Origin of the sequence: Staphylococcus sp. HMSC067F07, assembly GCF_001837405.1 — a bacterium.
In the GTDB taxonomy this organism is placed as follows: Bacteria; Bacillota; Bacilli; order Staphylococcales; family Staphylococcaceae; genus Staphylococcus; species Staphylococcus capitis.
In genome coordinates this window covers 1-621 of record NZ_KV832233.1, presented here as the reverse complement: position 1 = coordinate 621, position 621 = coordinate 1, and the positions used below count along the sequence as shown (strand labels likewise).

The 621-nt window shown below is 53.3% G+C and carries 1 rRNA gene; it reads right to left on the bottom strand.

Annotated features, from left to right (window positions below):
- Positions 1-621: ribosomal RNA gene (locus HMPREF2706_RS03295) — 23S ribosomal RNA — on the bottom strand; the annotation flags it as partial.

Genomic DNA, 621 nt, shown 5'->3' with positions numbered 1-621 from the left:
TACAGCCCCAGGATGCGATGAGCCGACATCGAGGTGCCAAACCTCCCCGTCGATGTGAACTCTTGGGGGAGATAAGCCTGTTATCCCCGGGGTAGCTTTTATCCGTTGAGCGATGGCCCTTCCATGCGGAACCACCGGATCACTAAGTCCGTCTTTCGACCCTGCTCGACTTGTAGGTCTCGCAGTCAAGCTCCCTTATGCCTTTACACTCTGTGAATGATTTCCAACCATTCTGAGGGAACCTTTGAGCGCCTCCGTTACCTTTTAGGAGGCGACCGCCCCAGTCAAACTGCCCGCCTGACACTGTCTCCCACCACGATAAGTGGTGCGGGTTAGAAAGCCAACACAGCTAGGGTAGTATCCCACCAACGCCTCCACGTAAGCTAGCGCTCACGTTTCAATGGCTCCTACCTATCCTGTACAAGCTGTGCCGAATTTCAATATCAGGCTACAGTAAAGCTCCACGGGGTCTTTCCGTCCTGTCGCGGGTAACCTGCATCTTCACAGGTACTATGATTTCACCGAGTCTCTCGTTGAGACAGTGCCCAAATCGTTACGCCTTTCGTGCGGGTCGGAACTTACCCGACAAGGAATTTCGCTACCTTAGGACCGTTATAGTTA